Genomic DNA, 23,170 nt, shown 5'->3' with positions numbered 1-23,170 from the left:
TCATGAAATTGAACCTGACCCCACTTTTTGCAGCGCTGCTGCTGGCCGGCTGCGCGTCGGTCGGCACGGTCGACCCGTCCCAGCTGCCGCAGGCGCCCGCCGCCTACAAGGCCCAGGTTGCGAACGACGCACCTGCGCTGACCGCCAGCTGGTGGCAGCCCTTTGCCGACCCGGTGCTGGACGACCTCGTCGGCCGTGCGATGGCGGCCAACACCAGCGTGCAAGCCGCAGCCAACCGCCTGGCGCAGGCGCGTGCGGCACTGGGCAGCACCGAGGCGGCGCGTCTGCCGCAGCTCGGCGTCGCCGCCGGTGCTGGCCGCGCTGCCGACCCCGGCGCGCGCGGCATCACGCAATACAACGCCGGCCTGAACCTGGCCTATGAACTGGACCTGGGCGGCCGCCTGCTGCACGAACGCAATGCCAGCGCGCTGGACGTGCTCGCCCGCGAACAGCTGCTGGCCGATGCCCGCCTGCTGGTGCAGGCCAATGTTGCCCGCGGCTATCTGGCGCTGCGTGCCCTGGATGCCGAGCGCGAGATCGTCAGGGGTACCGTTGCGGCCTATGGCGAGACGCTGTCGCTGACCGAGAAGCGCGCCCGCGCTGGCGACGTCGCCGACCTGGACCTGGCTCGCGTGCGCGCCGAGCTGGCCGCCAACGAGGCCGAGGCGCTGGCCCTGGACCGCCGCCGCCTGGAGCTTGAAACGGCGTTGGCCGTGCTGCTGGGCGAGCCGGCCTCCAACTTCCGACTCGCGCCCACCGCGTGGGCCACTGCCCTGCCCACAGTACCCGCCGGCTTGCCGAGCGAGCTGCTGCAACGACGCCCCGACCTCGCCGCCGCACGCAGCCAGTTGCAGGCCGCGCAAGCGCGGGTTGGCGTCGCCCAGGCTGCGTGGTGGCCGAGCCTGGCGCTGACGGCGCAGGGCGGCGGCGTGTCGAGCGAGCTGTCCAACCTGCTCAAGAGTGGCGCCAGCACCTGGGGCGTCGGCCTGCTGGCCGCGCTGCCCATCTTTGACGGCGGCCGCCGCGAGGCGGGTGTCAACGCGGCCAAGACCCAGCTCGATGGCTCGGCGATTGCCTTCCGCGAGCAGTTCCTGCTGGCGCTGAAGGACGTCGAGGACCAACTCGGCGCGCTGACGCTGCTGCAGCAGCAGGGCGAGGCCAATGCGCGTGCGGTCAGCGCGGCCGGCCAGGCGCTGAAGCTGTCGGACACGCGCTACCGCAACGGCCTGGTCAGCCAGCTGGAACTGCTGGACGCGCGCCGCAGTGAGCTCGCCAACAAGCGGGCCGCGCTGCAGGTGCGCTCGGCTCAGTACCAGGCCACGGTCGGGCTGATCCGGGCCCTGGGTGGCGGCTGGAGCGAGACGGCCCCGGTCAAGCTGGCTGGCGCTTGAGCACAGCGATGTTCACGGTGGCACGCGTGACGAAGCCCAGGCTTTCGTAGAGCGCAATCGCGGCGGTGTTGCTCGTCCAGGCGTGCAGGAAAGCCTGCTCGCCGCGACGCTGGATGTCGGCCGTCACCGCGGCCGACAGCCGGCGCGCCAGGCCCCGACCGCGGAAGTCGGGGTGGGTGCAGACACCGCTGACCTCGACATGGCCGGCAAAGCGCATGCGCTCGCCGGCCATGGCCGCCAGCCGGCCGTCGATGCGGATGCCGATGAAGCGGCCCATGGTGTGGGTTCGCGGCAGAAAGGGCCCGGGCTCGGTCAACGTGGCCAGGGCCAGCATCTCGGCGGCATCGGCATCGCCGAGGACTTGCAAGTCTCCGTCTGCCGTCAAAGGTTGCGTCGCCACCATCTGCACGCCCAGCGCTTCCTTCACTGCGATCAAGCCCGGCGGCACGACGATGGGTGGCACCTGGGCCAGGAAGACGGCGTCATCGCCCGGCTGCACGAGGGCGGCGAGCGCGGCCAGGCTGGCGGCGCTTTCGTCGGGTGTCGCAGCAAAGCGGTTGATGTCGGCCTTGAAGCGTCGCGCCTTCTCGTCACCCGTGCCCCAATGCGGCTGGTGCTGCAGGCTGGCCCAGACGGGTCGGTCGAGTTCGTTCATGCCGGCCCTCGCTGCATCAGCGGCGCTTCGATCAGCGCGTCTTCCAGCGCCGCGAGCTGGGCCAGCAGGTCGCCTTCCAGCCCCGCGCAGGCCTGCGCGACGGCCGTTTCGATGGCCGGCCAGGCCTCGCGCTGCGACCGCTCGACGAGACCCTGCCCCTTCCTGCTCAGCGCGATGCGGCGTACCCGCCGGTCCTGCTCCGACGCCTCCGAGCCGATGAGGCCTTCGTCTTCCAGCCCGCGCAGCGAACGCGTGATGACGGGCTGGCTGACACCCACGGCCTGGCTCAGCTCGCCGACGCTCAGCGGCCCCAGCCGGTCCAGCGCCGCCAGCAGCGGAAACCATGCGGCCGGCTGCTCAAAGCCATGCGCCACCAGCACGGCCTGGGTCTGCGCCTGCAGCGTCTCGCCGATGCGCTTGAGGCGAGTGCCCAGGCTCAGGTGGCCCAGTTCCTTGACGACATCTTCGACCATGACGAGCTCCGCTCAACCGATATGCATATCATGCTATGCAACAGGTCCAGCGCCGTCAATGGCGGGCGTCATAGGGTGCGGCAAGCGCACCCAGCCGACAGAGGCCCCTTAGGGCTCGGCCTTGCAGTTGGGCTTGCAGACTACCTCGTTGCGGCCAAGCAGTCGGATGGACTGCAGGCTGGCCGGCGCACGATGCTTGCCGCATTTGAAGCAGGAGCGGGTGTGGCCGCTTCCAAGGAAAGGCGAACCGCCGATTTTCGACTGGTAGCGCAAGCCATCCTGGCGGACCGCGGTGACGGTGTCTTTGCTCATTCTTCAGACAGGTCGGGACGAAACGTGAATTGACGCACGGCGAAGATGACAACGCCATCTCGCAAGCCCGCGGTTGCCGCCAGCAAAGGCCGAAATCGCGGGCTTTCCCTACCCCGATCTGCGGGGTAAGCGAGCGAGGACAATGCCGGTCCGCTCCAGAAGACGACATGGCCAAGCTTTTTTTCCGCTACGCCGCGATGAATGCCGGCAAATCCACCGCCTTGCTGCAGGTGGCACACAACTACGAGGAACGCGGCCATCGGGTGCGCATCTTCACGGCTCGCCTGGACGACCGCTATGGCCACGGCTTCGTCACGTCGCGCCTCGGCCCGAAGCGTGAGGCCGAGCAATTCGACGAGACCACCGATTTCCTGGCCCTGGTCGGCCAGAACGAAGACGGGCCGGGCATCGCCTGCCTGCTGGTCGACGAGGCGCAGTTCCTGTCCAAGCACCAGGTGCAGCAACTGCACGAATTGGCGCATCTGCGCAATCTGCCGGCCATCTGCTACGGCCTGCGCACGGATTTCCAGGGCGAACTCTTCCCCGGTTCGGCCACGTTGCTGGCGCTGGCCGACGAGATGGACGAGATGAAGACCATCTGCGACTGCGGCCGCAAGGCGACGATGAACATGCGCGTGGACGCCAACAACCGCAAGGTCACCGAGGGCGCCCAGGTCGAGATCGGCGGCAACGCGCGCTACCGTTCCGTCTGCGGCCGCTGCTTCCGCCAAGGCTGAATGCAAAAAAGCGCCGCCACGGCGGTCGAGGCCGTGGCGGCGCTGGGTCGTTCATGGCCCTCACGCGAGGTGAGGGGCTGACAGCCCTATTTGGCTGCTATTTGCGCATCGAGTTCCTTGCAAGAAGGCGAGCAGACGGGCTGCGACTTGCCCAACAGCTTCTTGGACTTGAGCATGGCTCGGGGGCGGTGCTTGCCGCAAAGGAAGCAAGACATCGTTGCTGCGCCGAAAGACGAGGTTGCCGCGAAGGGCGAACCGGGAGCTTTGGAGCGGTAGCGCAGACCATCCGCTTCGATGGTGGTCTTGGTGGTTTCTTTGGCCACGCTGGTCCTGTCGAAGAGTGTGTAAAGAGGGGCGCCAGGCAGGCGCGCAGGCCCCGTATTTTCCACGATGTGGCGAAAGCCCCGGCCTAGGGCTTTCAACCCCCCTTGAATCGCGCTGGTCTTTTGCCCGCCCAGGCCGCCTGACCCTCGGCAAGATCGGCCGAATCGCGCGCCTTGACGATGTCGGCCGCCAGCTGTTTCGCGTCGAGCCGCCCAGCGGCGATCGCGTTCAGGTGCTGCTTCATCGGCAGCAGGGCCAGGGGCGCCATCCCCTGCAGTTCGTCGGCCAGAGCCTGCAGCGCGGCGTCCAGCGTTGCGACGTCGGGCAGCAACTGGTCCAGATAGCCGCAGCCAAGAAGGGCGGCGGCGTCCAGCGTGCGCCCGGCCAGCAGCACCTGCTTGGCGGTGGCGAGACCCAGTCGGTCGACGAAGCGCTGCAGGCCACCGGCATAGAAATGCAGCCCGATGCGCGCCGCCGGCACGAACATCTCGACGGCCGGCACGCCGAGGCGGAAGTCGCAGGCCAGGGCCAGATCGGCGGCGCCGCCATAGACACCGCCATGCAGGCGCGCAATCGTGATGGGCCGCGCGGCCTCCAGTGCATCGGCCAGTTCCCCGAAGCGCGCGCCCGCATCGACGGCGCCCAGGGCGCCGAGGTCGAAGCCACTACAAAAATGCCTGCCTTCGCCGGCCAGGACCAGCACACGCACGGCATCGTTCGCATGCACCGCCTCGATGAAGCCGCCGAGGGTGTCGAGGTCGTCCACAGCCAGGCGATTGGCCTGGCGCGGCCGGCGCAGCGTGATGAGCGCCACGCCATCGGCCACCTCCAGCAACGGCGCCTGGCCGCTCGTCATGGCTTGCGCCGGGCGACGCGGCCCTGGGACTGGTAGCCGGCGTTCAAGCGCGCCAGATTGGCGCGGCGCTCCGCTTCCACGAACTCGCGCAGCACCTGGGCGTGGTTGGGCCGCAGGTCCCTGTCCTGGTGCAGCACGAGTTCCGCCACCAGCCCCCAGTCCGCCTCCAACTCGGCCGGCCACAACGCCGCCTCGGTGGGCAGTGCCTCCAGCAAGGACGCCAAGGCATCGACTCTCGTCGCCGCGCCGACGAGAGTGACCATCTCAGGCCAGCGCGCCAGCAGTGCCGGCTGCTTGTCCTGGGGCGGCCACAGGGCGCAGAGCCACTGCGTTGCATGGTTTTCCACGTGCAGGCCATGCGCCGTCTGCGACACCTCGGTACTGGCATCGGCCACGTGCTGCGTCAACGCCGTCCAGGCCTGCGGCTGCCACTCAGCAACCAGCCGCGGGTCGGGTTCGCTGCGCGAGGCAAGGGCCTGCATGTCCAGCACCGGTGCCTCGACGGCCGTGGGCAGGGGCACCACCTTGGGCAGCTCGATGTCGTCGAGGACCTGCTGCGGGTCCGGCTCGGGCGGTGGCGGCGGGGCCCGGAAGTCCAGCACCGGCGCTTCGACGACGGCAGGGGGCGGTGCGCGGAAATCCAGTACCGGCGTTTCGACGGTGGCCGGCGGCGTGTCGAGCGACCCGGCGTCTTCCGCGACGGCGGGCGTGGACAGCGGCGGCGCGGGTGGCGGTTCAGGCATTTGCGCGACTGCGGGCTGCAGCGGCTCGTCGGGCAGCTCGACGGGTTCGATGAGCGGTTCGGGCTCGGGCTCGACCGTCGGCGGCTCCGGATCCAACACTGCCGCTTCGACCGCAGCAGGTGGCGGAATTTCGAGCGGCTCAGCGTCCTCCACAAGGGCAGGCGCTGTTGGCAGCGGCGCGCTCAACGACTCAGGCGCCTGCGCGGCAGCGGGCTGCAGCGGCTCGTCGATCGACTCGGCGATGTCGATGAACGGCGTTGGCTCCGGCGCGAACACTTCGGGCGCTTCAACGTCTGCCATCAGCGCGGCGGCGCCCACGTCCGACGAGGGCGCTGCGAGCGCTTCGCCGCCATGCATGACCGCAGTTGCGGGTGGCGGCTCCGCCAACGCTTCATCGTCCTCAACGATCTGAGGCGGCTCGAACCGGAGATCAAGCCATGCCGCTTCGGCGGCGAAAAGCGGCGGCGCTCCAGGCGAGTCGACAGCGTCGGGCTCGGCGGGCGCCGAGGCCATTTCCTCAAGGACCTGTGCTTCGGCTTCGAAGAGGGGCCATGGCCCCTCGACCGGCGGCGCAGGCGGCACCTCGCTCACAGGCGGCGGCACGAACTCGGCCTCGGCAAGCGGTGGCGCGGGCGAGACTTCCCGAACCAGGAGCTCGACGGTGATGCGCGGCGGCGGCGCCTCGGGCAACTCGATGTCCTCAACGTCCAGCATCTCGTAGCCACGCGCCTTCAGTCGCGCCTTCTTGGCCTCGTCGGGCCCGCTGCGGCCCGCGCGCACCAGGGACCTGAGTTCCAGGTCCAAGGGCGCCGGAGCGGGCGGGCGCCAGCCGTCCAGCAGATGCGTGGGGTCGAAGTTGACGGTTTCAGCCCTGACGAGAGGAAGCAGCGGCTCACTGCCCTGCCCATTGCCGTCGCCCCGCAGCAACGCGCCGAGCGCCAGATCCTGCAGCGGCACGGGCACAGGCGCGGGCGGACGCCAGCCGTCCAGCGCATGGGTGGGGTCGAAGGTGTCCGGTTCGGCCATGGCGTTTACAAGCCAGACATTGTGACGACGTAAGCTTGCGGACCCACTGTCACGAAAACGTCATGTTGCACACTCGCCGTCGCCTGCTGAGCCTGGCCTTCGCCGCTGCCCTGTCCGCCTGCGCAACGACGGCGCCGCCGGCCGTGGCGCCGCAAAAAAACCCCAAGCTCCTCGTCCTGGTCGTCATCGACGGCCTGCCGATGCGCCAGGTGACGGGCTACCGGGACCAGCTGGCACCTGACGGCTTCGCCCGCTTCCTCGACCATGGGCGCTGGTTTTCGCAGGCCCACTACGGCCATGGCCACACGGTGACGGCAGCCGGCCACTCGGTGATGCTTTCCGGCGCCTATCCACAGCGCAGCGGCATCATCAGCAACGAATGGCGCGACCCCGCCACCGGCGCCCAGGTCTACAACACCGGCGACGTGGCTTACCAGTACATCGACAGCCCGACCGCGCCGCTGGCCGGCACCAGCCCGCGCAACCTCAAGGTCGAGACCCTGGGCGACGTGCTGCGCACGGGTTCGCCGGCGTCCAAGGTCATCGGCATCTCGGGCAAGGATCGCGGCGCCATCCTGCCGGCCGGCCACAAGGGCACGGCGTATATGTACATGACGGAGACGGGCCGCTTCGCCTCCAGCACCTATTACATGCAGGCCCATCCGCAATGGGTGAAGGATTTCAACGCCACCAACCCGGCCGACGCCTTCTTCAAGAAGACCTGGGCTCCCCTTCTCCCGGAGGCGGCCTACGCCCGCTCCGTGCCTGACGGCCAGTCCTGGCAGATCGCCAGCGGCAACGGCAACAAGCTGCCGGCCGTCATCGGCGACAAGATGGACGGCCCCGGCCCGCGCTTCTACGGCGGCCTGCTGGCCTCGCCCTTCGGCGACGAGCTAACGCTGGCCTTCGCGCGCGCCGCCATCACGAACGAGAAGCTCGGCCAGCGCGGTGTGCAGGACATCCTGTCCGTCAGCCTGTCCAGCCACGACTACATCAACCATGCCTTCGGCCCCGAGTCGCGGCTGTCGCACGACCACACCCTGCATCTGGACCGCCATCTGCAGGCCTTCTTCCAATTCCTCGACAAGGAAGTCGGTGCCGGCAACTATGTACTCGCGCTGACGGCGGACCACGGCTTCACCGATACGCCGGAATGGGCGGCCACCCAGGGCCGCGATGCCGGCCGCTTCAACAGCTCGCCGTCACTGGCGGTCGTCAATACCGCCCTGTCGGCACGCTTTGGCGTCGACAGGCTGGCGCGCGACTTTTCCGCTTCCGGTCTGTTGCTGGACGAGAAGCTGGCCGCCGACAAGGGCCTGAAGTTCGCTGACGTCCAGGCTGCCGCCCGCGAGGAACTGCTGAAGCTGCCCGGCGTGGCCACCGTCTTCACCCGCGAGCAGTTGCTGGGTGACGACCGCACCACCCCCTACCTGGAAGCCATGCGCAAGTCCTTCGATCCGACGCGCGCCGCGCAGTTGCAGATCGTGCTGAAGCGCAACTGGATCTTCAGCTACCGGCCTGGTGGCAGCACCCACGGCAGCCCTTACGACTACGACACCCATGTGCCCCTGCTGTTCTGGGGTCCGGGCTATGTCGGCCAGGGCGAGGTGAAAGAACGCGTCGAAATTGCCGATCTGGCGCCCACGCTGGCCGCCATCGCCGGCTTGCCCGCGCCGGCCCAGGCTCAAGGCCGGGACCTGAAGCTCAAGCCCTGACGATCAGTGCCGCTGCCGATTCGCCCCAGATGGCCTCGGTGAGCGTCAATGCCCCGAGGCGCTCGCCCAGCGCCGCGGCCTGGGCTGGCCCAGTGGACGGCAGCATGACGAGCAGCCGCCCGTCGTCCAGGCGCATGCAGCCATCCTCGCCACGGGTGCGCGCCAGCAGCTCGGCCGGATCGGCCTCGGGTGCCAACGTCGCCACGGACAAGGGCCAGGCGCGCGGGTCGGCCAGCAGAGCCTGCAGCAGTTCGCGGCCGGCCTGAGCCGACAGCAACTGGCCCGTCAAAGGCCGCGGCCCCGCCAGCGCGCTGATGTCCACGCCGGTCAGCGCCAGGCCGCCGTCTGGCATGCGCTGCTCCACCCACCAGAGGCGCCGGCCGTCGCGCCAGGCCTGTTCATAGCCTCGCTGCGCCATGCGGCTGCGGCGCTCCGGCACGTCGACCGGGCCGACGCCGGCCCGCTGGGCGGCCTCGACCATCTCGAGCCAGCCCGGCGATGCATCGGCAGCCAGCCCCCAGGCCTGTCGATAGGCCGCATTGGCTTGCCGCAGGCATTCGCCCGCATCAAACAGGGCCAGCAGCAGCGGGCCATCGGCCAGCGTCTGCCACCAGAGGTCGTTGGGGTTCACGGCCCCATTCTGAGGGGCCTGGGCCGTCGCGCTCTAGCGGCGGCTGATCTCGCCCGAGCCGCTGACGCTTTGGCGCAACTGCGGCCGTCCGGCGTAGCTCAGGTCGCCGGAACCGCTCAGTTGGACGTCCAGCTGTTCCGTCACCCCGACAGACACGTCGCCCGAACCGTTGATGTTGACTCGGGCTGCGCGGCCGGCAAGGGAACGCGCGTCAACATCGCCCGAACCGCTGACCGTCCAGCTCTGCTGGTCCGCCCGACCGGCCAGGCGCACATCGCCCGAGCCGCTGATGCTGACGCTCAGGTCCTTCAGCTCGACGGCACCGAAATGCACATCCCCCGAGCCGATGACGTTCAGGCTGAGGCTGTCGGCCTTGAAGCGCTCCACGGCCAGGTCTCCCGAGCCATTGATGGCGATGGACTGCAGGGCCCGGGCGTCGACGCGCACCGTTGGCGCGGAACGCGTCGTGAAGCCGGCGTCGCGTCTCATGCGCACCACCAGGGCATCGCCCTCGACAACGGTCTCCACCAGCGGCTCGATGTTGTCGTCGGCAACCACCGTGGCCTGGTCGCTGCCCGCCTGGGTCAGCTTGACGTCGAAGGGGCCGTCGATGCGCAGCTTGCTGAAGCTGCCGAGGGCGCGCGCCTTCTCGACCTTGACGCCCGAGCCCTTGATGCGGTTCTTGCCGCTGCCGTAGTCGATGGGACCGCTGAAGTGGGCCGTCCAGCCGTCGGACTCCTTCTTGATGCGCAGATGCCAGTCGTTGTCGCCGGCAAAGCTGCTGGTGGCAAGGGCGGCGGCAAGGGTCAGCAGGGCGAGGCGTTTCATGGGGGCTCCTGGTTCGGCGATGCGGCGGCAGTGTGTCCAGCCGGCCGGTGCGACGCCCGCGAGAGGCGACGGACTGCGTTTTGGCGGTCATGGGCCGTAGGATTGCCCGATCAGCAGGAGAGACAGCATGAAGTTGGATGGCCAGCGTGAGAGCGACAACGTCGAAGATGTCCGTGGCAGCAGCAGCGGGGGTGGCGGCCTGCCCATCGGCGGGCGCGGCCTGAGCCTGGGCGGTGTCGTCATCGCCCTGCTGGCATCCTGGGCCTTCGGCATCAACCCGCTGACGGTGCTCGGGCTGCTCGACGGCGGGGGCGGCGCTGCGCCGCAGGTCCAGCCGGGCGCGCCGGCCGAGCAACACCCCAAGGATCCGGGTGCGGTATTCGTCAGCAAGGTACTGGCGGATACCGAAGACGTCTGGGGCGCCTACTTCCAACGCGCAGGCCAGCAATACCCCGCTCCCAAGCTTGTCATCTTCCGCGACCGCTGGCCCACCGGCTGCGGCACCGGCGAGGCCGCCATGGGCCCGTTCTACTGCCCCGCCGACCGCAAGGTCTACATCGACCTGGGCTTCTACGACACCTTGCGACAGCGCCTGGGCGCGCCGGGCGACTTCGCCCAGGCCTATGTCATCGCCCACGAGGTCGGCCACCACCTGCAGAACCTGATGGGCACGACCGAAAAGCTGGATCGCGCCCGCGGCCGCGTCTCCGAGCGCGAGGCGAACGCCATGAGCGTCAAGCTGGAGCTGCAGGCTGACTGCTTTGCCGGTGTCTGGGCGAATCTGTCGCAGCGCAGCAAAGGCTGGCTGGAGCAAGGCGACATCGAGGAGGCGCTGAACGCCGCCTCCCAGATCGGCGACGACACCCTGCAAAAGCGCTCCCGGGGCGCCGTCGTGCCCGAAAGCTTCACCCACGGCAGCAGCGCGCAGCGTGTTCGCTGGTTCAAGCGCGGCCTGGAAGCGGGCGATCTGAAGACATGTGACACGTTTTCGTCAGCCGCCCTCTAAGTCCCTGATTCAGGCCCACCCAATCAAGGGGGCGCCAGATGACCCCCAAAAGGCTTTGTGTGAAACACTGCCATCCAAACCGCCGAGCCCCCTATTAGCATCGGCCCGCTCTGACGCCCAGAGCGAGTTGTGCCCTAGTCTGGTGCAACCCAAAAACGGATCCACGAGGCACACTGTCATGAGCGAACGCCAAATCAACGACCCGCAGTCGACGCCCAAGGTGCCGGCCTCCGTCGACGCGTCCGCCGGCCGGCCGACCTCGACCCGGATGAACGCGTCCCGCCGACGCTTTGCCCAAGCGGGCGCGGCCACGCCGGTCGTGCTGGGCAGCCTGTTGAGCAAACCGGCGCTGGCGAGCCAGGCCTACAACTGCACCGTGTCGGGCCAGATGTCCGGCAATGCGTCGCCGCGGCCTGGCAAGGCGGACTGCAAGCTCCTCGGCAAGTCGCCCGGCTACTGGAAGAACGCAAGCACCTGGCCGGCCGGCACGCTGAAGGGCACTCTGCCCACGGCGAGTTGCAGCTTCGGCGGCAACAAGGGCACCGTCTTCGGAGGTTTCATCAGCGGTGGCCAGACACTGATGGACGCCTTCCGCTACAAGGCTGAGTCCTCGGCCTGCAATGTTTATGGCTACCGCGATTCGGCGTTCGGGTTGTGCACGAGCAAGGCCACCCTGCTGCAGGTGCTGAATACGCCCGGCGGCCAGAACGACACGATGATCTACGCGCTGGGCCGCGCCACCGCGGCGACCATCCTGAATGCGCTGAACGTCGGTACCGACTATCCGATCACGGTCGCCCAAGCCATCAAGATGTTCAATGCCGTCTGCCCGCTGGGCGGCAAATACCAGGTCAATACGACGGTCTCCTGGGACGCCAACCAGGTCATGGCTTACTTCCAGAGCCTGTACTCCTGAGCGGCCGGCACCGTCGGTGTGACACTTCGGGCGTCCGTAGCGACGCCCGAAGTCTTTCTGCAGCCACTCCGTGACCACCACCGATCCAGTGTCAACGCCTCGATGGGCGCTCACTTACGGGGCCGATCTGTCGATCAGGGTCTGGGGTGACGATTGCCTCGTGCATCACGCGCTGTCCAACGACACCCATCGCCTCGCCGCCTGGCTGGTACCCGCCCTACGACGCCTCGCCGAGCAGCCGCCTGCGGAGTTCGACGAACTGGCTGCGCTGATGGATGCCGATTCGGAAATGACCGCCGATGTGCTGCAACAGCTCGAACAGCTGTTGTTGGTCCAGCGATGCTGACGCTGGGCATGCTGGCCCCGGCGGAACTTGGCCAACGGCTGCACGACGGCCTGACGCTCAGGACTGGCCCCTTCGCCTACCGCATCCACAGCAGCTGCCCGCCCGTGGCGGCGGGCCTGGCAGCGCTGTACGCGGATTTCGAGCTGGAACCCGAGGGCGGCATCGCCGACTTCCACGTGCATGTGCAGCCTGTCACCGGGCTGCGGCGCTGGCTTGGCGCCCAGGTGGAATTCCGGCTGGATCAGCACAGCCCCTTTCTGCCGCTGCCTGCCAACCACGCCTTCGCTCTGCTGGAATGGGGCATGAACTGGTGCCTGGCCAGCCAGGCGAATCACTACCTGCTCTTCCACGCGGCGGTACTCGAGAAAGACGGCCAATGCCTCGTCATGCCGGGCGACCCCGGTGCCGGCAAAAGCACGCTGACGGCCGCGCTGATGCTGTCGGGCTGGCGGTTGCTCTCTGACGAGATGGCCATGATCGACCGCGATGACGGGCAGGTCGCACCGCTGGCCCGTCCGGTCAGCCTGAAGAACCAGTCGATCGCCATCATCCGCCGCTTCTCCCCGCAGGCCGTCTTGGGTGAGGCGGCCCGCGACACGCACAAGGGCACGGTCTCCCATTTGCGCGCGTCGGCCGCCAGCGTGACCGGCCAGCAACAGCAGGCGCGGCCTACGCAGCTGATCTTTCCGCGCTGGCACGCCGGCGCGCCGACGCAGCTGGCGCCGGTGCCCAAGGCCCAGGCCTTCGAACGGCTTGCCGGCCATGCGTTCAACTACAGCATGCTGGGCCGGGTGGGCTTCGAGCTGACGGCGGCGTTGATCGATTCGTGCGGGTGCTGGGATTTCTGCTACTCCGACCTGGCGGAAGGGCTGGCCACGCTTGACGGGCTGAAGTCATGACGCCGGCATGGGAACCGCTGCTGCGCTCCTTGCGCGAGCCGGCTTTCATGGCTTCCCATGGCGAAGCGACCTGGGACCTGCTGCTGCGCCAGGCCGTGTCGGCCGGCTTGTTGGCCCGGTTGGGTGCGCTGGCCCGTGAGGCGGGCGTCGAGCGCTCACTGCCCTTGCCCGTGCGCCGCCAGATGCGCGCGCTGCTGGCCGTTTCCCAGGAACAGCGGCGCGCCGTGCGCTGGGAGCTGGTGCTGCTGTCCCGCGATCTGGCAAGCCTCCCCGGCCCCGTGATGCTGCTCAAGGGCGCGGCCTATGTCGCCGGCGACCTGCCGCCAGCCCCGGGCCGGCTGTTCTCGGACATCGACATCCTGGTGCCGCGTGAGCAGCTCGACGAGGCGGAGGCGGCGCTGATGCTCGGTGGCTGGGCCAGTGCTGCGGGGACAGCCTACGATGAACGCTACTACCGACGGTGGATGCACGAGCTACCGCCGATGGTGCACCTGCGCCGCCAGACCAACCTGGACCTGCACCACAACATCCTGCCATTGACGGCGCGCATCAAAACCCACAGCGCACCGCTTCTGGCGGCCGCCCAGCCGGTCACGGAATTCCCGCGTTTCAGCCTGCCGTCGGCGCCGGACCAGATCCTGCACAGCGCGACGCATCTGATGCACGAGGGCGAATGGGGGCACGGCCTGCGCGACCTCAGTGATCTCGACAGCCTGTTGCGCCGCCATGCTGTCGAGCCTGGCTTCTGGAACACCTTGCTGGCGCGCGCCGCAACCCTGTCGCTGGGCCGGCCGCTGTTCTATGCCCTTTGCCTGTGCCGGCGCCATCTGCACACACCCGTCCCCGAGGATGTGCTGGAGCGCTGCCCTGCCCGCCCCGGCCCCCTGTTGCGCTGGCTGATGCAGGGCTTGCTGAGGCGGGCCCTGACCAGCGCCCACCGCGGCTCGATGGCGCCGGGCACGCGCGTTGCCGAGTTTGCGCTCTTCGTTCGCAGCCATTACCTTCGCATGCCACTGCATCTGCTCGTGCCTCATCTCGTCGTGAAAGCGGTCAGCCGGCCGCCTGCGAGCCCGTCCCGGCGCGACGACATCGATCCGCTGGAGCAGCGTTGAGGAGGAGGTCCTGATGGAAAAACCCAAGCCCTTTTCGATGATCCGCGAGTTCCATCTCGCCGATTGGTTCACCCTCGGCAATGCCTGCGCCGGCATGGGCGCCCTGTTCGCCGTGATGAGCTTCCTGCAGACCGGCGAGCGCCAACATCTGCAATACGCCTGTGCGTTGATTCCGCTGGCGCTGGCCTTCGACGTGCTGGACGGCCGCATTGCGCGCTGGCGCCAGAAGAGCTCGGCCCTGGGCCGCGAGCTGGATTCCCTGGCCGACGTGATCTCCTTCGGCGTCGCGCCCGCGGCGATCGCCTACGGCTGCGGCATGCAGGGGCTGTATGACCGCATCGTGCTGGTGTTCTTCGTCGCCTGCGGCGTCAGCCGGCTGGCGCGCTACAACGTGACGGCGGAAAAACTCAGCGCAGGCTCGGACAAGGTGGCGTATTTCGAGGGCACGCCGATTCCGACGTCCATGCTGCTTGTGGCTGTGCTGTGGGTGGCCGCGGTTCAGGGGGCCATCGGTGACGCGCTATGGGGTGGCGTCTGGTGGCTGGCGGGCTTCAAGTTGCACCCGCTGGTGCTGATGTTCGCGCTATCCGGCTCGTTGATGGTGAGCCGGATTCGGATTCCGAAACTCTAAGCCGTTCGGCGCGACAACCAGCTCAGCGGCGATTCCTGAATCGCGACAGACGACTGGGATTCGAGGAAATCACTGGGCGGCTGGCTGCGATATTCGCTGACGCCCACGCCGTCCAAGCAGGCATCCAGGCCGAAGGCGGTGCCGAGGTCGGCGGGATCCGGCTCGCTGCGCGCAGCGACGTCTCGGCGGAAGAAGCGCAGCGCTGGAACGAATCGCATGGCAGACCTCATTGGCTTGACGGGCCGACAACAACATCAGCACCGTGAACCCAGTGTGCGGGATTCATGTGACAACCGAACCCCCCATCTGTGAGTAAATATTGCCTCGGCAGGCATTTCCGCACAGGGGCAACCCCTGTTTTTCCCAGTGTTGATGGGGTCTGCGGGCCGATGCCCCCGATCCGAGGGGAGCGTTGCGCTTTTGCAATTCTTTTCTGCGCCTCCCTAGAGCTCAGGATAGGTTCGCAGGGTCCGGCGCTTAAGCTGCCCCACCTCCAAGCCCCCCGGCTTTTTGCATGAGTTCAGAACTGTTGAAGTGGGTCGCCAGCGGCCTGATTGCCACCGTGCTCGTCTGTACGTTGTGGATGGCGAGTGCCATACATCCCGAACAGGGCGGCACCAACTTGATGCTCGCCCAGGTGGCAGCACCGACAACGGCCGCATCGGCTCCAGTGACGGCCACTCGCTGATCAGCCCAGCGCAAGCTTGGCGCCGTCCGCCAGGGCCTGGCCGATCTGATCCAGCAGGGCGCCCCGCCCCTGCAACTGCCATTGGTGCCAGTACAGCGCCACGTCGACGCCGATCTCCGGCCTGAGCACGACGAGCTGGCCGGCTTCGACAAGGGCGCGGACCTGGATCTCGGGCGCCACACCCACGCCCCAACCCATGGCGGCGGCGCGCACATAGGCTTCGCTGGACGGCACAAAGCGTTCGCGCAGCCTTGGTCCGCGCACGCCGAAGGCCTGTGACACCCATTGCACCTGCGTGTCGTCCTTGCGGTTGAAGACGAGAAACGGTGTGTCGGCGAAGTTGCCGGCGTGCAAACCTTCGGGCAACTGGCTCGCAAGGAAACCCGGGCTGGCCACTGCCACATAACGCATGACGCCCAGGGCCTGCACCCGGCAGCCCTGCAGCGCCTCGGCCACCGTGGACATGCAGCCGAGCACCGCGCCCTGGCGCAGGCTGTCGTGGGTGAAGTCCTGGTCGTCGACAACGAGTTCCAGCCCATAGCCCTCATGCAGGCCCCGCTGCACGAGAGCGTCGAGTGCCAGGGGCACCCAGGTCGCCAGGCTGTCGGCGTTGACGGCAATGGCCAGGCGCGATTGCGGCGCGACGCGCTCGCCCAGTTCTCGTGCCACATCCACGCGCAGCGCCTGCAACTGCCGGGCAAAGCGCAGCAGCACCTTGCCCGCCTCCGTCAGCCGCAGCGGCCGCGAGCGCACCACCAGCGGCTGGCCGACCTGGGCCTCCAGCGACCGCAAGCGTTGCGACACGGCGCTCTGCGTGATCGACAGGCGCTGGGCGGCACGCTCGAAGCCCTGCTCGTCGGCCAGGGCGGCCAGGCAGTCCAGCGCGGCGTGATCGAAGTCATTCATTAGCACTGCTAATGTATGGCCAATAATATGAATGACACTTCTTGAATTGCCTGCCGATGCAGAGAATCCGCCGATGCCCGCTTCCGCTCTGGCCTCTGCAACCGCGCCCGCCGTCTTTGCGCAGGGCTGGGCCATGGGCGCCGGCCTCATCCTGGCCATCGGTGCCCAGAACGCGCTGGTGCTGCGCCAAGGCCTCAAGCGGGAACACGTCGGCGCCGTCGTCGCGGTCTGCACGCTGTCGGACTGGCTGCTGATTGCGCTGGGCGTCTTCGGCCTCGGTGTGCTGATCCAGGGCCAGCCGCTGCTGCTGGAAGTGTTTCGCTTCGGTGGCGCCGCCTTCCTGCTCATTTACGCGCTGCTCGCCGCCCGGCGCGCCTGGCGTCCCGCCCCCGGGCTGGATGCCGCAACAGCCGCGTCCAGCCTCGGCGCCACCTTGTCGGCCGCTTTTGCCTTCACCTATCTGAATCCCCACGTCTACCTGGACACCGTCGTGCTGCTCGGCGGCCTGGGTGCGCGCCAGCCGGCCGAGCTGCGCGCGGCCTTCGCGGCCGGGGCCGGCCTGGCGTCGGCGATGTGGTTTGGCCTGCTCGGTTTCGGCGCGGCGGCGGCGGCGCCGCGGTTGCGCAGCGCCCACACCTGGCGGGTCATCGATGCCCTCGTCGCTGTGCTGATGGCCGCGCTGGGTTTACAACTCCTCCTGCAACCCCTCTAAGAACTCAAAAGGACAGCCATGAAGATCGTCGTTCTCGGCGCCGGCATCATCGGCATCGCCACCGCCTGGTATTTGCTCGACGAGGGGCATGAGGTCATCGTCGTCGACCGCCAGCCGGACGCCGCGCTGGAGACCAGCTTCGCCAACGGCGCGCAGATCTCGGTCAGCTTCTGCGAACCCTGGGCCAATGCCGGCGCACCCTTCAAGGTGGCCAAGTGGCTGTTGCGCGACGACTCGCCGCTGCTGTTCCGTCCGCGCCTGGACCCCAACCAGTGGCGCTGGGGCCTGGCCTTCCTGATGCAGTGCACGAACGCCGCCTTCGAGCGCAATGTCGAGGAACTCGTGCAGCTGGGCCGCTACTCGCATGCCTCGCTGAAAGATCTTGTCGCGCGCACCGGCATCGAATATGACCGCCTGGAGCGCGGCATCCTGCATTTCTTCTCCAGCCAGGCCGACTTCGACAACGGCGCCGCCGGCGCCGAGATCATGCGACGCCATGGCGTGGACCGCCGCGTGCTGGGCCGTGAGGAGGTGCTGAAGGTCGAGCCGGCGCTGGCGGCCTTCGGCAACCGCATCTTCGGCGGCACCTTCACGCCCAGCGACGAAAGCGGTGACGCCAAGGTCTTCACGCAGAAGCTCGCCCGGCTGTGCGCCGAACGCGGCGCGCAATTCCTGTACGAGCACGACATCCTCGGACTGCAGCGTGCGGGCGACGGCATCGAGTCCGTGCAGGTCGCCCACACACGCAGCGGCGAGCGCCTGACGTTGAAAGCCGATGCCTTCGTCGCCGCCATGGGCTCCTACACGCCGGCCCTGGTTCAGCCCCTCGGCGAGCACCTCAACATCTATCCCGCCAAGGGCTACTCGGCCACGCTGCGGCTGAAGAAGCCCGAGGCCGCCAGCGTTGTCAGCCTGCTGGACGACACCCGCAAGATCGCCATCTCGCGCCTGGGCGACCACATCCGCATCGCCGGCACGGCCGAGCTGTCGGGCTTCGACCTCAACCTCGATTCACCGACGGCCCGGGTGCGCTGTGCCGCCCTGGTCAAGCGCTACGAGGAACTCTTTCCCGGTGTGGCCGACATCAGCGAGCCCAACTACTGGACCGGCCTGCGTCCCAGCACGCCGACCAACATCCCCTACATCGGCCGCAGCAGGAAGGCTCGCAACCTGTGGATCAACGCCGGCCACGGCACCCTGGGCTGGACGCATGGCGCCGGCTCGGGCCATGCGATGGCCGAGTTGATCGCTGGCCGAAAGCCGGGCATGGCCTTCGGCTTCTACGGTTCGGTCTGATCAGAGCGTCTTCAGCAGCGCCTCGACCTGGGCCTGCTGCGGGAACTTCTTGCCCAGCTTGGCCAGGCCTTCAAGCTCCGCCTTGGCGGCCGGCTTGTCGCCGGACTGGATCAGGATCTGTGCCAGGTTGAGCTTGTAGGCCGGCTGGTCGGGCTGGTCGCTGATGAGCTGGCGCTGCGCGCTGATCGCCTTGCTGAAGTCCTTTTCGTTGGCCAGCACGGTGGCATAGGTGTCTCGCAAGGCCGCGTAGTCGGGGTTGAGCTTGAGGCCACGTTCGGCCAGTTCGCGCGCACCGGGCTTGCCGGTCTTGCTGCGCAGCCAGGCGACGTTGTTGATGATGGGCAGCGCGTCAGGGTTGCGCTTGAGCAGGGCTTCATAGCGGGCGAGCGCCGGGTCGAGTTCGCCGCGGGCCAGCAGGATGTCGGCCGTGGCTGCCGGGAAGCTCTGGTCCTGCGGGTGCGCAGCCGCCCACTGGGTCTCGAAGGCCTGCGCCTCGTCACGCTTCTTGGCCGCCATCAACACCGAGAACAGACGCGGTGCGGCGTCGGCCGGCTCGCGCAGGGCGACGGCCTTGCGCAGGGCCGCGATGGCGACGTCGTAGTGCTGGCGATTGCTCTCGATCTCGGCCTCGGCCATCAGCGCAAAGGCCTCTTGCGGATTCTTCTTCTGGCGCTCGCGCAGGGCGGTCAGCGCCTCGTCAACGCGACCCTGGCGGGCGGCGAGCTGGATCAGCAGGCGCTGGGCCGGCACAGAGGCCGGTTCGGCTTCCAGCGCGCGCTTGACCTCGCGCTCGGCGCCCGCGTCGTCCTTCTCCATGAAGCGCAGCTGGGCCAGGCCCAGCCAGCCTTGGGCGCGCGTGGGCGCCATCACCGTCAAGCGCGTATAGGTCTTGGCAGCCTGGGCCTTGTCGCCCGACGCCAGCTGGGTGCGTGCCAGGCGCTCCAGCAGGTCGGCGTTGAGCGGCAGAGCGGCGGCGGCCTCCTGCGCCGCCTGGGCGGCCTTGGCGGCGTCGCCGTTGCGCAGGTAGTGGTCGATCAACGACACGCGCAGTGCGGCCTCGGTCGGCTCCTCGCGCACGCCGGCGGCGAGCACCTCGGTGACGCGATCGACCGGCGCACGCGTCTGCGCCAGCAGGTCGGCCAGGGCCAAGCGGGCCTGCGGCGAATGCTGCTGGGTCGTGACGAAGCTCTCCAGGCGCTTGACCGCGGCCTCGCTGCGGTTGGCCTGCATGTCCAGCGTGACCAGGCCCAGCACGGCGGGCAGATAGCCGGCATCGGCCTTCAGCGAGGCTTCGAAGGAGGCTTGCGCCGCCGCCGTGTCCTTGCGGACGAGGTGGATCCGCCCACGCAGGCCGTCCGGCACCGGGCTGTCCTTCATCTTGGGCGCTAGCCTGTCCAGGGCTGCCAGGGCCGCAGGCAGGTCATTGCGCCGCAGCAGCGCATTGATCAGCATCAGGTCGTAACTGCTGCCGCTGTCCTTGGCGGCAATGTCGCGCAGCTGGTTCATGGCCGCGTCGGCTTTGGCCCGGCTGGCGCCGCCCGGCGCAGCGCTGTCGCGAATGATGGCCGACAGTGCCAGGGCCGCGGTGGTCTTGGCGTCGTCAGGGCGCAGCTTGGCGGCGGCACCGAAGGCCTGATCGGCAGCCTCGAAATTGCCCTGCATCAGCTGGGCCTTGCCGGCCATCAGCAGGGAGTCGGCGTCGGCGCGGCCGCTTTCAAGCATCGGGCGCAGCGTCTCCAGCGTCTTGGCGGGCGAGCGCCGCTGCAGCTGCAGCCCGGCGAACTGGCGGCGCAGCGCCAGGTCCTCGGGCGCGAGCTTGAGGGCCTGGTTGAGCAGGTTCTCCGCGTCGGCAAGCTCGCCCAACTGCTGATGGGCTCCCGAGGCCAGGCGCAGCAGCGGCAGGTAGTTGGGCATCACCTTGAGCAGGGGCACGGCCAGCTCTTTCGCCTTGGCCGCATCACCCTTGGCCAGCGCGAGCTGGCCCTGCATGAAACGACCCTGCGGCTTCTTGGCGAGATCCGGCGGCATTTCGTCGACGAGCTTGGTCGCCACGTCGATCTGCTGGCGACCGAACGCCAGGCGCAGCAGCAGCGAGCGCGCGTCGTAGGAGCGCGGATCCAGCACCAGCACTTCGCGCAGCAGCGGCTCGGCCTCATCCATCTTGCCGCGCGCCAGCAGCACCTCGGCCTTGAGCAGCAGCGCCTTGCCCGCCTTGGGGTTCTTCAGAATCAGCTGGTCCAGCGCCGCGAGGGCCTCGTCGGGAAAGCCGGCGGCCACCTTGGTGCGGGCGCTGACGATGATGGCGTCCTCGGACTCGGGCTGCAGCTGCAGGGCTCGCCCGGCCGCCGCCTTCGCTTCGGTCACGTTGCCCTGAGCCAGGAAGGCCATGGCCAGGTATTGCTGCAACGTCGACTGGGCCACGGGGTCGGCCAGGGTCTGGTCGGAGAATTCGCCGATCAACTTGCGCGACTGGCCGGACAGCAGCAGCGTTTGCGCCAGCAGCGGCGCCAGTTCGTCGCGCGGCGCGCCCAGCTCCCAGGCCCGGCGCAACTCGATCTCGGCGCCGGCTACGTCACCGGCATCCAGCAGCGCCTTGCCCAGTAGATGCCGGGCCTTGGCGTTCTCGGGGTTCTGCTGCAGCAGATTCTTCAGTTCAATGACAGCACCGCCGACGTCCTTCTGCTCCATGCGCTTTTGCGCGGCGGCGAGCAGGTCCTGCTCGGAACGTTGGCCGCAGGCCGCCAGTGCGGCAGCCAGCAGGAGGGGAGCGAAATGGCGCGTCTTCATCGAATCTCCGCAAATCAGGCGCGCGATTGTGTTCCTAGAATCCGCGCCCTTTCCTCCGAACTTTTCAGGACTTGTCAGGACTGGCCTCCCAGGGCCGTAATTCGAATGATTGCCCCTCCCCCTTTTTGCGCGATTGACTTCGGCACGTCGAATTCCGCGGTGGCGGTGCCCAATGCCAGCACGGCCGCCGGCGAGATGCATCTCATCGAGCTGGAACCGGCTCAACGCACCATGCCGACCGCGGTCTTCTACTTCACCGAAGGCGCCCACGACGCCGACGGCCCGCCGCGCGCCTTCGGCCGCGCCGCCGTGGCTGCCTATGTCGAGGGCCACGACGGCCGGCTGATGCGCTCGATGAAGAGCATCCTCGGCTCGCCCCTCATCGACCAGACCACCGATGTGGGCGGCGGCCGCGGCGCCAAGTATTCGGACATCGTCGCCGGCTACCTGAAGCGGCTGCGCCGCCTGGCCGGCGAACCCGAGCGCGCCGTGCTGGGCCGGCCGGTGTTCTTCGTCGACAGTGAGCCCGAGCGCGATGCGGCCGCCCAGGCCCAGCTGGAGGCCTGTGCCCGCGCGGTCGGCTTTCGCGAGGTGCATTTCCAGTACGAACCGATCGCGGCGGCCTTCGACTTCGAGCAGCAGGCGACGCGCGAACAGGTCGTGCTGGTCGCCGACATCGGTGGCGGCACCAGCGACTTCTCCATCGTGCGCGTCGGCCCCGAGCGCATGCAGCGCCTGGCGCGCCGCGACGACATCCTGGCCAGCCACGGCATCCACATCGCCGGCACCGATTTCGACCGCCACATCGAACTCGCCGGCCTGCTGCAGGAGTTCGGCTACCGCACCACGGGACCCAGCGGACGCGAGGTGCCCAGCGGCATCTATTTCGACCTGGCCACCTGGCATCTGATCAACACCTGCTACTCGCCGCTGCGCGTGGCCGAGTGGCGCGGCATGAAGAGCTGGTTCAGCGACGTGCGCCAGCACGCCCGGCTGATGACGGTGCTGGAGGAGCGCCTGGGCCACGAGTTGGCCGCTCGCGCCGAGGGCGCCAAGATTGCCGTGTCGGGCGGCGAGGACACGACGGTGGACCTCGGTCACATCGAGACCGGCCTGGTGCTGCCGCTGAGCGAGAAGACCGCGGTGGACGCGCTGCGCGCCGACCTCGACCGCATCATCTCGACCGCCCACGAAACCGTGGCGCTTGCCGGCCTGAAGGCCGGCCAGATCGACGCCCTTTACTTCACCGGCGGCTCAACCGGGCTGCGCCTGCTGGTGGACGGCATGGCCGCCGGCTTCCCCGCCGCGGCGCGCGTCAGCGGCGACCGCTTTGCTTCGGTCGCGACCGGCCTGGGCCTGCACGCCCGACGGCTTTTTGGGCCGGCTGCGGCTTCAATGGCCTAGACACGTCCGCCAGCATCAACACCGCGCTGACCAGCCCCTCGACCGCTTCTTCCAGATCGGTCGGCGGCTCCAGCGACTCGATCTCCTCGAGCAGCGTATCGGCGTCCTCGAGGTCGTCCGGGTCCAGGTGCAGATAGAGGGCCGCCAGCGGCTCCAGCAGCGGTTCCTCGGGCAGCTTCATCAGTGCTGGATGGGCATCCAGCGCATGCGCAAAGCCGGCCACCCACGGCAGCACGGTTTCGCTGGGGCTGGCGTCCTCGTCGAGCTCGAACACCCAGGGGTCGAACCACTGCCGACCGACGATGGCCAAGTTCAGCTCCTTGTGGCGGCGGCGCAGCAGCCCGATCAACTCGTCGCTGATGCGCTGGGGAATGGGTCGCCCCTCGCTGTCCAACAGCGGCGGCAGCCATTGCTCCAGCGGCACGACTGAAGGCTGCAGCAGCACGCCACAGAGATAGCCGTCGGCCATGCTGACGTCCAGCGGTTCCAGCGGCGCCGGCAAGGCGTCAAGCAGAGCCTGCAGGCGCTCCAGATCGGCTTCGGACAGGGCTTCGGTGGGGCGGTGCTGGGGGGCTGACATGGCGGGATTATGGGCAGTGCAAGTGAATATTGCCCACCGGGGCGCCGGCCGAAGCTCTAGAGTGCCTCCATCCCAACGACGCCCTCTACCCTGAGGGCTTCACGACCCGGCAGCCTGCTGACCGGGTCTTTTTTTGTTGGTCACTTGGCACGCAGCTCGCTGGCGCGAGCCGCTCGGCGCTGGTGCGCCGGGACCT

At 68.5% G+C, this 23,170-nt stretch carries 25 protein-coding genes; 13 read left to right on the top strand and 12 right to left on the bottom strand.

Annotated features, from left to right (window positions below):
* Positions 1-2: 2 nt before the first annotated feature.
* Positions 3-1,391, top strand: coding sequence for an efflux transporter outer membrane subunit (locus tag ASC91_RS02335; protein WP_056192599.1), 1,389 nt, complete (start codon positions 3-5; stop codon positions 1,389-1,391).
* On the opposite strand, the gene ASC91_RS02330 is transcribed toward ASC91_RS02335, so the two are convergent.
* From ASC91_RS02330 to ASC91_RS02320, 3 genes are all read right to left on the bottom strand, one after another.
* Positions 1,372-2,046 (bottom strand): GNAT family N-acetyltransferase, encoded by a 675-nt coding sequence (locus ASC91_RS02330; RefSeq protein WP_082532352.1) that lies wholly within the window; start codon positions 2,044-2,046, stop codon positions 1,372-1,374. The genes ASC91_RS02335 and ASC91_RS02330 overlap by 20 nt on opposite strands.
* Positions 2,043-2,519: a MarR family winged helix-turn-helix transcriptional regulator gene (locus tag ASC91_RS02325; RefSeq protein WP_056191680.1), complete on the bottom strand. Its 477-nt coding sequence runs from the start codon at positions 2,517-2,519 to the stop codon at positions 2,043-2,045. The genes ASC91_RS02330 and ASC91_RS02325 overlap by 4 nt, the downstream gene beginning before the upstream one ends.
* Before the next feature lie 108 nt (positions 2,520-2,627).
* Positions 2,628-2,831 (bottom strand): hypothetical protein, encoded by a 204-nt coding sequence (locus ASC91_RS02320; protein ID WP_056191678.1) that lies wholly within the window; start codon positions 2,829-2,831, stop codon positions 2,628-2,630.
* Between the two features lie 167 nt (positions 2,832-2,998).
* On the opposite strand from ASC91_RS02320, the gene ASC91_RS02315 reads away from it, so the two are divergent.
* Positions 2,999-3,568, top strand: coding sequence for a thymidine kinase (locus tag ASC91_RS02315; RefSeq protein ID WP_056191676.1), 570 nt, complete (start codon positions 2,999-3,001; stop codon positions 3,566-3,568).
* A gap of 86 nt (positions 3,569-3,654) precedes the next feature.
* On the opposite strand, the gene ASC91_RS28660 is transcribed toward ASC91_RS02315, so the two are convergent.
* The 3 genes from ASC91_RS28660 to ASC91_RS02305 form a co-directional block, all read right to left on the bottom strand.
* Complete coding sequence (locus tag ASC91_RS28660) at positions 3,655-3,891, bottom strand: hypothetical protein (RefSeq protein ID WP_056266878.1); 237 nt, start codon at positions 3,889-3,891, stop codon at positions 3,655-3,657.
* A gap of 95 nt (positions 3,892-3,986) precedes the next feature.
* Entirely contained in the window at positions 3,987-4,748 is a 762-nt protein-coding gene (locus tag ASC91_RS02310) for an enoyl-CoA hydratase/isomerase family protein (protein ID WP_056191674.1), read from the bottom strand.
* Complete coding sequence (locus ASC91_RS02305) at positions 4,745-6,517, bottom strand: hypothetical protein (RefSeq protein ID WP_056191672.1); 1,773 nt, start codon at positions 6,515-6,517, stop codon at positions 4,745-4,747. Before ASC91_RS02305 ends, ASC91_RS02310 begins: the two co-directional genes overlap by 4 nt.
* 62 nt (positions 6,518-6,579) lie before the next feature.
* On the opposite strand from ASC91_RS02305, the gene ASC91_RS02300 reads away from it, so the two are divergent.
* Positions 6,580-8,232 carry an alkaline phosphatase family protein gene (locus ASC91_RS02300; protein WP_056191671.1) on the top strand — a complete coding sequence of 551 codons (1,653 nt, stop codon included), beginning with the start codon at positions 6,580-6,582 and terminating at the stop codon, positions 8,230-8,232.
* Here ASC91_RS02300 and ASC91_RS02295 read toward each other — a convergent pair.
* Positions 8,222-8,863, bottom strand: a complete 642-nt coding sequence (locus ASC91_RS02295; RefSeq protein WP_056191668.1) for a hypothetical protein — start codon at positions 8,861-8,863, stop codon at positions 8,222-8,224. The genes ASC91_RS02300 and ASC91_RS02295 overlap by 11 nt on opposite strands.
* A gap of 33 nt (positions 8,864-8,896) precedes the next feature.
* On the bottom strand, positions 8,897-9,691 hold the full coding sequence (locus ASC91_RS02290; RefSeq protein WP_056191666.1) for a head GIN domain-containing protein: 795 nt from the start codon (positions 9,689-9,691) through the stop codon (positions 8,897-8,899).
* Positions 9,692-9,818: 127 nt separating this feature from the next.
* On the opposite strand from ASC91_RS02290, the gene ASC91_RS02285 reads away from it, so the two are divergent.
* From ASC91_RS02285 to pssA, 6 genes are all read left to right on the top strand, one after another.
* Positions 9,819-10,697 carry a neutral zinc metallopeptidase gene (locus ASC91_RS02285; protein WP_056191665.1) on the top strand — a complete coding sequence of 293 codons (879 nt, stop codon included), beginning with the start codon at positions 9,819-9,821 and terminating at the stop codon, positions 10,695-10,697.
* A 178-nt stretch (positions 10,698-10,875) separates the two neighbouring features.
* Positions 10,876-11,613 (top strand): hypothetical protein, encoded by a 738-nt coding sequence (locus ASC91_RS02280; RefSeq protein ID WP_056191663.1) that lies wholly within the window; start codon positions 10,876-10,878, stop codon positions 11,611-11,613.
* A gap of 70 nt (positions 11,614-11,683) precedes the next feature.
* Positions 11,684-11,959: a hypothetical protein gene (locus ASC91_RS02275; protein WP_157281037.1), complete on the top strand. Its 276-nt coding sequence runs from the start codon at positions 11,684-11,686 to the stop codon at positions 11,957-11,959.
* Positions 11,953-12,858, top strand: coding sequence for an HprK-related kinase A (locus ASC91_RS02270; RefSeq protein ID WP_200955204.1), 906 nt, complete (start codon positions 11,953-11,955; stop codon positions 12,856-12,858). The genes ASC91_RS02275 and ASC91_RS02270 overlap by 7 nt, the downstream gene beginning before the upstream one ends.
* Positions 12,855-13,970 carry a nucleotidyltransferase family protein gene (locus tag ASC91_RS02265; protein ID WP_200955203.1) on the top strand — a complete coding sequence of 372 codons (1,116 nt, stop codon included), beginning with the start codon at positions 12,855-12,857 and terminating at the stop codon, positions 13,968-13,970. The genes ASC91_RS02270 and ASC91_RS02265 overlap by 4 nt, the downstream gene beginning before the upstream one ends.
* A 13-nt stretch (positions 13,971-13,983) precedes the next feature.
* Positions 13,984-14,601 (top strand): CDP-diacylglycerol--serine O-phosphatidyltransferase, encoded by a 618-nt coding sequence (gene pssA, locus ASC91_RS02260; protein WP_056191659.1) that lies wholly within the window; start codon positions 13,984-13,986, stop codon positions 14,599-14,601.
* On the opposite strand, the gene ASC91_RS02255 is transcribed toward pssA, so the two are convergent.
* Positions 14,598-14,819, bottom strand: coding sequence for a hypothetical protein (locus ASC91_RS02255; RefSeq protein ID WP_056191657.1), 222 nt, complete (start codon positions 14,817-14,819; stop codon positions 14,598-14,600). The genes pssA and ASC91_RS02255 overlap by 4 nt on opposite strands.
* 296 nt (positions 14,820-15,115) lie before the next feature.
* On the opposite strand from ASC91_RS02255, the gene ASC91_RS29160 reads away from it, so the two are divergent.
* Complete coding sequence (locus ASC91_RS29160; protein WP_157281035.1) at positions 15,116-15,289, top strand: hypothetical protein; 174 nt, start codon at positions 15,116-15,118, stop codon at positions 15,287-15,289.
* Here ASC91_RS29160 and ASC91_RS02250 read toward each other — a convergent pair whose 3' ends face one another.
* The gene (locus ASC91_RS02250) at positions 15,290-16,195 is read right to left on the bottom strand and encodes a LysR family transcriptional regulator ArgP (RefSeq protein WP_056191655.1); all 906 of its coding nucleotides are present in this window, start codon (positions 16,193-16,195) and stop codon (positions 15,290-15,292) included.
* 73 nt (positions 16,196-16,268) lie between these two features.
* Between ASC91_RS02250 and ASC91_RS02245 the strand changes: the two genes are divergently transcribed.
* Positions 16,269-16,907, top strand: a complete 639-nt coding sequence (locus ASC91_RS02245; RefSeq protein ID WP_056191653.1) for a LysE/ArgO family amino acid transporter — start codon at positions 16,269-16,271, stop codon at positions 16,905-16,907.
* A gap of 18 nt (positions 16,908-16,925) precedes the next feature.
* Positions 16,926-18,203, top strand: coding sequence for a D-amino acid dehydrogenase (locus ASC91_RS02240; protein ID WP_056191651.1), 1,278 nt, complete (start codon positions 16,926-16,928; stop codon positions 18,201-18,203).
* Here the strand turns inward: ASC91_RS02240 and prsT are convergent, their stop codons facing one another.
* The gene (gene prsT / locus ASC91_RS02235; RefSeq protein ID WP_056191650.1) at positions 18,204-20,990 is read right to left on the bottom strand and encodes an XrtA/PEP-CTERM system TPR-repeat protein PrsT; all 2,787 of its coding nucleotides are present in this window, start codon (positions 20,988-20,990) and stop codon (positions 18,204-18,206) included.
* Between the two features lie 105 nt (positions 20,991-21,095).
* On the opposite strand from prsT, the gene ASC91_RS02230 reads away from it, so the two are divergent.
* Complete coding sequence (locus ASC91_RS02230) at positions 21,096-22,394, top strand: Hsp70 family protein (protein ID WP_056191644.1); 1,299 nt, start codon at positions 21,096-21,098, stop codon at positions 22,392-22,394.
* On the opposite strand, the gene ASC91_RS02225 is transcribed toward ASC91_RS02230, so the two are convergent.
* Positions 22,306-22,974: a YecA family protein gene (locus tag ASC91_RS02225; protein ID WP_056191642.1), complete on the bottom strand. Its 669-nt coding sequence runs from the start codon at positions 22,972-22,974 to the stop codon at positions 22,306-22,308. The genes ASC91_RS02230 and ASC91_RS02225 overlap by 89 nt on opposite strands.
* Positions 22,975-23,170 lie beyond the last annotated feature (196 nt).

The sequence above is a fragment of the Pelomonas sp. Root1237 genome, from assembly GCF_001425055.1.
Lineage (GTDB): Bacteria > Pseudomonadota > Gammaproteobacteria > Burkholderiales > Burkholderiaceae_C > Pelomonas.
Note: the sequence above shows the minus strand (reverse complement) of the source record. Positions and strands in the feature narration are given on the sequence as shown.